The organism is Azoarcus taiwanensis, from assembly GCF_012910885.1.
In the GTDB taxonomy this organism is placed as follows: domain Bacteria; phylum Pseudomonadota; class Gammaproteobacteria; order Burkholderiales; family Rhodocyclaceae; genus Azoarcus_F; species Azoarcus_F taiwanensis.
Genome location: NZ_WTVM01000039.1, coordinates 26,053 through 32,052, shown reverse-complemented (window position 1 = coordinate 32,052; position 6,000 = coordinate 26,053). Strand labels below are relative to the sequence as shown.

Annotated in this window: 9 protein-coding genes; 7 read left to right on the top strand and 2 right to left on the bottom strand. The window is 63.3% G+C overall.

Translation table 11 applies throughout. From position 1 onward, the window contains the following. Nucleotides 1-237 (bottom strand): IS66 family insertion sequence element accessory protein TnpB (gene tnpB / locus GPA21_RS08505; RefSeq protein ID WP_168987772.1); only part of this gene is annotated, 237 nt, incomplete at its 3' end. Beyond that, on the bottom strand, nt 237-545 hold the full coding sequence (gene tnpA, locus GPA21_RS08500; RefSeq protein WP_168987771.1) for an IS66 family insertion sequence element accessory protein TnpA: 309 nt from the start codon (nt 543-545) through the stop codon (nt 237-239). The genes tnpA and tnpB, both read right to left, overlap by 1 nt. Before the next feature lie 20 nt (nt 546-565). Here tnpA and GPA21_RS08495 point away from each other — a divergent pair, with 20 nt between their 5' ends. From GPA21_RS08495 to GPA21_RS08465, 7 genes are all read left to right on the top strand, one after another. After that, nucleotides 566-868 (top strand): hypothetical protein, encoded by a 303-nt coding sequence (locus tag GPA21_RS08495; protein WP_246261839.1) that lies wholly within the window; start codon nt 566-568, stop codon nt 866-868. Nucleotides 869-951: 83 nt separating this feature from the next. Further along, complete coding sequence (locus GPA21_RS08490) at nt 952-1,668, top strand: DUF5983 family protein (protein WP_168987770.1); 717 nt, start codon at nt 952-954, stop codon at nt 1,666-1,668. A 94-nt stretch (nt 1,669-1,762) separates the two neighbouring features. Beyond that, nucleotides 1,763-2,032 (top strand): uridylate kinase, encoded by a 270-nt coding sequence (locus tag GPA21_RS08485; protein ID WP_168987769.1) that lies wholly within the window; start codon nt 1,763-1,765, stop codon nt 2,030-2,032. A 290-nt stretch (nt 2,033-2,322) separates the two neighbouring features. Then, entirely contained in the window at nt 2,323-3,135 is an 813-nt protein-coding gene (locus GPA21_RS08480; RefSeq protein ID WP_168987768.1) for a GTPase, read from the top strand. 198 nt (nt 3,136-3,333) lie between these two features. Next, complete coding sequence (locus tag GPA21_RS08475) at nt 3,334-3,687, top strand: DUF3085 domain-containing protein (RefSeq protein WP_168987767.1); 354 nt, start codon at nt 3,334-3,336, stop codon at nt 3,685-3,687. Between the two features lie 147 nt (nt 3,688-3,834). Beyond that, nucleotides 3,835-4,677: a phosphoadenosine phosphosulfate reductase domain-containing protein gene (locus GPA21_RS08470; protein WP_168987766.1), complete on the top strand. Its 843-nt coding sequence runs from the start codon at nt 3,835-3,837 to the stop codon at nt 4,675-4,677. A gap of 354 nt (nt 4,678-5,031) precedes the next feature. Then, nucleotides 5,032-5,949, top strand: coding sequence for a DUF3577 domain-containing protein (locus GPA21_RS08465; RefSeq protein ID WP_168987765.1), 918 nt, complete (start codon nt 5,032-5,034; stop codon nt 5,947-5,949). The last annotated feature ends 51 nt before the right edge of the window (nt 5,950-6,000 follow it).

Here is a 6,000-nt window from a genome sequence, read left to right as displayed (position 1 = left end):
GTTCGACACGAAGCGTCCCTGTTCGAGGCGCTTGGCCCACACACAGAATCCGGTGCGATCCCAGTACAGCACCTTCATCTGCGTGCCGCGCCGGTTGATGAATACGAACAGCTCGCCCGAAAGCGGATCGCAGCCGAGCGCCTGGCGGGTGAGCGCGTACAGGCCATCGAAGGATTTGCGCATGTCGACCGGGCGGCCATAAACATGGACGCGGACCGCGCCTTCGGGGAAGAACATCAGCCGCGCGACAGGTGAAGGATCACGCCGTCGCCCAGATCGAGCCGCAGCTCGAGGCGACCCGTGCCGCCGAGTTTGACCGTGCCGGCGTCGACGAAGCCGATGCGCTCCATCGCCGGCGCGGCGGACTGCGTACTCGGCTCGCCCAGCAGGCTACGCCAGCGCCGGAAGGTCGACTCGCTGAGCCCCTCACGGGCGCAGAACGGCTCGACCCCCAGCCCACTCTCGGCAAACCGCGCGATGACTGCTTGCCATTCCTGACGGCTACGCCGCCGCCACTTGTTGTTGGTCGCTGTCGCCCTAGTCACTGCCGGCTCCTCCCTGATGAATGTGGGAGGGATTGTTCCGCGCGGACGGAGGCCGGAGAAGGACGCCGCTCAGTGACCGGTTACGCAACGGCTGCTTTCTGAGCCGCGAAGTCCGCATCTTCCGAACGTCGTCGGAGGCCTCGCAACTCGGCCATCGGCTCCGCAACGCCATTCTGGCTTCCGACGCCGAAGAGGCATCGGCTTTGATTGCGCTGGAGGCCGCCAACCTGTTGGCGGGCATCCATGACGAAGCGTTCCGCCTGAAGGTGCGCCAGCGCGTTGCCGAAAGGCTGGTCCGGATGCCAACGATCGGCGCCGCCTGACGCCTGACTTCTTTCTCAACCCACCGGGGTCCCATCCCCGGTGGGGGTTGGCCTCGGTATTCTCTCAATGGAGGACCAATCTCATGTCCGAGTCCAACAACCCCTTCGTCCGTGGTTACCGGAATCTGCGCACCGTCCGCACGTTGCTCATCACCTGCGAGGACGATAGCCCACCTGTCTGGCGGCCGCTGCATGCCAGCCAGGCGAGCTTGCCCGACGATCAGGTGGCACGGTTCCCGTGCCTGGTCGGCCAGGACTTCGCGTTGATCACGGAGGGCCAGGAGGTTCCGCCCGAGTTGGAAGCGCAGTGCCAGGCTGACGGCATTGTCCGCTCGGTGGTTTATGCCATCGAGGGTGACAATTTCGACGGCCAGCCCATCCATGTGGGTGACACCTATTCCGAAGAGTCGGCCCGCCAAGTGATCCAGCGGCTGAGCTTTGAGACGGGTTTCTACAGCCGCTGCTGGGAAATCAGCACCGCGCACATCAGCCACAAAACCGACCAGTATCTGGCCAGCCTCGCTGACCTCGGCACACCTGAGCCTTTTCTGTTTATCGCCTTTCGTGTGCCGTACAGCCCGGCGATCGGCGTCAAGCTAATCTCCACGCCCTGGACAGACTTCAACCTGGAGCACGCCGAAGGCATCACCGCCGCACAGCTTCGGCAGGAGCACCGCGACAAGGGCATGCCTGACGACCTGGCGAACATCCTTGAACTGGCGGGCCAGGCCGATGTGCGCATCCTCATCCTGGACGCTGACGCACCTGTTCTGCCAGGCCTTCCCCTGATCGAACTGTAGCGTTACTTACCGCGCCAACCATTCTTTCCGCCCTCAACGCCGGCCCGCCTCCCTCCAAGGAGATGGGCCGGCCTCTTTTCTTCGGAGCAATCCCATGTTCATCACACCTACACAGGACTTCGAACAGCAGCTTGGGGCCTGCATCAACGCCATGAGCCAGGATGACGCCATCGGCCAGACCCTGGTGTTCGAGCGCACAAGCGGCACGCTGCACATGCGCCACATCGCCACGCTGGACCTGATTGACACCGATATCGGCCGTTACGAGATGGTGGTGTTCGACGGCGGCAGCACCAGCGGCGACAGCTGGAAGCACATCTTTTTTCCACGGCAGCGCGAGCACTGTTTCGTGTACGAAGCCTGACCCACAGCCCCTCCTGAAGGGCTTTGTCCTGCCTCCAGCACAGGAAAGCGGGTATCGCGGGGTGCCGTTTCCTGCGAGCCGTGTGCCCGCCCACCAGCCATCCTTGCCTGCATGTTCGTCGGCGTTGTCGACACATGCCCAGGCAGTCGAGGCCTTCAAGACTGCAAGTGCGGGAAACCGCACTGGTCGTTTTCTATCTCTCGGGCGTATCACGCCCATCCACGCCACCCACAAGGGACCCCATCCCTTGCGGGCAGGGAGTCCCTTGGTTTTCCTTCCAGGAGATTCCCATGGATCGCAACCTCATCAAAACCCTGATGCCTTCGTTCGTCGCCGGTCACGTGCCACGCAACGTACGGACGTACAAGTACCGCGTGTTCGATGGTCTGCCGCAACCGTCTGCACTAGGCTTCGCTTTCGATCCCAATCCCTTCGAGGGCAAGGTGGTCGCAGCGACCGACGATGCCATCGTCGTGAAGCTCAAGCCATCCGAGTTCGCAGTCCTTGATCCCAAGCTGGTGACCACCGTCCCCACGGAAGGCACCAAGGTGCGTGTCGAACCCTACGCTCGGCGCCGTTTCGACGGTCTGCGCGCGGACACCCTCGAAGTCATCACCGAGAAGACCGCAGATGGCACGCCGTACACCATCACCCGGCACATCCTCGGCTCCGCTCCTGCCAAGCTGCCCATCCCCGAACCGCAGTGCATGGAGCTGGGCCAGCTCATCCAGCAGATGGAAGAAATGCCTGCGCCCGATGGCTTCCGGCGGATCACCCACATGCTGGTCGATGCAGGTGCCAAGGACTTCAGTTGGGTCGATCCGGTCCCATCGAAGATTCTCGAAACGCCTCCGGCGATCAGCTTCACGGTCTCGACCGCGAAGTTCGAGGGCCGCGTAACGGTGCTGTACGACCGTGCGAGCGACGTCTACGCGGTGGAACTGCACCGCGATGGCGAATTGGTCGACCGGCATGACGAGGTGTATTTCGACATGCTTGGTGAAGTACTGGAGCGGCTCATCGACGACGGGCGCTGGCGCCGAATCGGCGTGAGCGTCCTGGACAAGAAGACAACTCGGCAGCGCCAAGCGGTATCGGTATGACGCCCGACACGCCCGATGACACGCTGGTGAATTCGCCCAACGAATCCGCCATCAACAACGCGGCAGGCTTCTGGTTCAACGAGCATGAATCCAGGCAGCACTTCGACTGATGCCCAGGTTCGCCAACCACGTGCCCCACGGGCCCTTCATCCATCCAGGTGAAGGGCCTTTTTTCCATTCCCACAGGAGATTTCAACCATGTCACTACGATTCAAAGGGGCCGATCTACGCCCTGTGCTGGCCGAAGCGATCGCCAATCAAGGCCGCCTCATCCTCGCAAAGGATCAGGGCGTGTATTTCCTCGCCGAGCATGGCGAGCGCCGCCCCGACAACCGCATGAAACTGCTGGCCTACGCCGTTGGCTGCAACCCGGACATCGACCCGTTCGACGACTGGTGGGAACTGGCACGCACCGAACTGGGCGGTGACGACTTCGGGGAGTTCTTCGATCCGACGGAAGGCGTCTTCGCACGCATCCTGCACAGCAACGACGACCTGATGCTGTCCGCAACGGCCACGCACCTCTCGCTGGAAGCAGTTTCCCCGGCATAGCGTCGAACCCGCCAGCCCTCCCAGCCCCCACGCCCGGGGGCTCTCTTTTCCCTGCACTGCGGCTCTCGCCGCGCGTGCGCGTTCGTCTCCGGCCGCCAAGGCCTGCCTCGCCGGCCAGCGCGCCGGCATACCACCGGAGACGACCGCATGCACGATCCCTTCAAGATCACCGAACCGACCTGCATCAGCTTCAGCGGCGGGCGCACGAGCGCCTACATGCTCTGGCGGGTGCTACAAGCCAATGGCGGCCTGCCTGCCGATACCGTGGTCTGCTTTGCCAACACGGGCAAGGAAGTGGAAGCGACCCTGCGCTTCGTCCACGATTGCGCCGAGCACTGGCAGGTGCCCATTCAATGGCTGGAGTATCTGCCCATGGAGCCGGGCTTCATTCAGGTCGATTTCGGCCGGGCCAGCCGCCAGGGCGAGCCCTTCGAGGCACTGATCCGCAAGCGCCAGTATCTGCCGAACCCCGTAGCCAGGGGCTGCACGACCAGCCTGAAGATACGCCCGATGCACCGCTTTCTGCGGCATCTTGGCTGGACGGACTGGAACCAGATGATCGGCATCCGGGCCGACGAACAGCGCCGCGTTGCCAAGATCCGCGCACGCGGCCACTCCACCGAATCGACCCACGAGACCATTTGCATGCCGCTGGCAGAGGCTGGCGTCACGGTGCGCGATGTAGGCGCGTTCTGGCAGGCGCAGCCGTTCAACCTCGATCTGCTCACCGTGAATGGGCGCACGCTCGAAGGCAACTGCGACCTCTGTTTCCTGAAGCCGCGCGGGCAACGCCTGGCACTCATCAAGGCCCGTCCCGAAGCCGCCGTGTGGTGGATTCGGATGGAGTCGTTGAACCTGGCCAGCAAGCCCAGCGGGGCGCGCTTCCGTGTCGATGGCCCCAGCTATGCCGACCTGGCTCGTTTCGCTGCGGATCAGGGAGACCTGTTCGACCCCGCCGACGAACCCATCGCCTGTTTCTGCGGCGACTGATGCGGATGGACGGGCTATCGACCTCACTGGCTACAACCTGTGGACAGCCTCTGGTGCCACGAAAAACGGGGCGCGCCCGGATACCGTTTGATTGCTGCCACGCGCGTGATCCCCGTCCATGCTGACCCCATGCCTTGCTGACAGTCGTCAGCAGCATCCCAGGTAGCCACGATCTTCAAGGCTACGGCGCGGTTTCCCCGCGTTGATCACCCAGCTCGCACCGCATCCGTCCGCGAGCGACCACCAGTCTCTGGTGGTGGATGCTTCCGCCTTATCAACCCACCGCGGGGTTACGCACCTTTCCCCGCATGCGTGGGTCGGTGTGTCTCCGCTTTTTCCCTATGGAGATTCACCATGAGCACCACGTCCAACGAGCAATCGTATTTCGACCTCCACACCTCGGGTATCGGTTACATCCAGCGTGCCCGTGAAGTACCTGTCAGGGGCGGCCGCCGTGCGCAGCCGTTTTTGGCATGCACCATCGCCGCGCTGGTCGGCTCCGCTAAGAACCCGACCTACCGCTACTTCGACGTCAAGGTCTCCGGTGCCGAGGCCAAGAAACTGGTCCAAAGCTACATCGGCATTGACGATCCCAAGCAGCGTCCGCTGGTGCGCTTCCGTACCGGCGATCTGCGCGGCGATCCCTTCATCCGTGACAAGGGCGAGCGCAAGGGCGAAGTCGCCGGCTCCCTCAAGGCCCGGCTGCTCAAGGCCGAGCTGATCGAGCGAACCGAACTGGCTTCGATCAAGCAGCACGAGCTGATCACCCGCGGCATTGGCTACCTCAGCCGTGTGAAGGACGTCACCCCCAAGGATGGCGATCCCTTCCTGGCATGCACCATCGCCGCACTGAGCGGGCCTGTCGATGAACCGGAATATCGGTACTTCGACACCATCGTCGCAACCCCTGAAGCCGAGCACCTGGTTCGCCGGTGCGTGCAGGCCATCGAAGGGGATCGCAAGGTACTGATCGCCTTCCGTCTGAACGACATGAAGATCGACCCGTACATCCGCACCAAGGGCGAGCACGCCGGGGAACCGGCCGCAAACCTGGAATCGACGCTGGTCCACATCGGTCTGATCAAGATCGACGGCACCAAAGTCTATCCGACGAGTCCCGCGCAAGCCGAGACGCCATCGGCCCAGGACGCTCCGTCGCCCGAAGCCGAGGACACCGCCGACGCCGCTTCCGACCAGCCTGAACAGCCCGCCGAGCGCGAGCCCGAAGGCGAAGTCGAGGAGCAGGAGCCGGCACTGGTTGCTTCCTTCTGATCCGGCATGGCCCCTAACGGGGCCTTGCCCTTTTTCTACTCACAAGGAGAA

Coding starts and splice junctions, on each gene's coding strand:
- GPA21_RS08495 (WP_246261839.1), top strand. CDS start 566: ATGTGGGAGGGATTGTTCCGCGCGGACGGAGGCCGGAGAAGGACGCCG.
- GPA21_RS08490 (WP_168987770.1), top strand. CDS start 952: ATGTCCGAGTCCAACAACCCCTTCGTCCGTGGTTACCGGAATCTGCGC.
- GPA21_RS08485 (WP_168987769.1), top strand. CDS start 1,763: ATGTTCATCACACCTACACAGGACTTCGAACAGCAGCTTGGGGCCTGC.
- GPA21_RS08480 (WP_168987768.1), top strand. CDS start 2,323: ATGGATCGCAACCTCATCAAAACCCTGATGCCTTCGTTCGTCGCCGGT.
- GPA21_RS08475 (WP_168987767.1), top strand. CDS start 3,334: ATGTCACTACGATTCAAAGGGGCCGATCTACGCCCTGTGCTGGCCGAA.
- GPA21_RS08470 (WP_168987766.1), top strand. CDS start 3,835: ATGCACGATCCCTTCAAGATCACCGAACCGACCTGCATCAGCTTCAGC.
- GPA21_RS08465 (WP_168987765.1), top strand. CDS start 5,032: ATGAGCACCACGTCCAACGAGCAATCGTATTTCGACCTCCACACCTCG.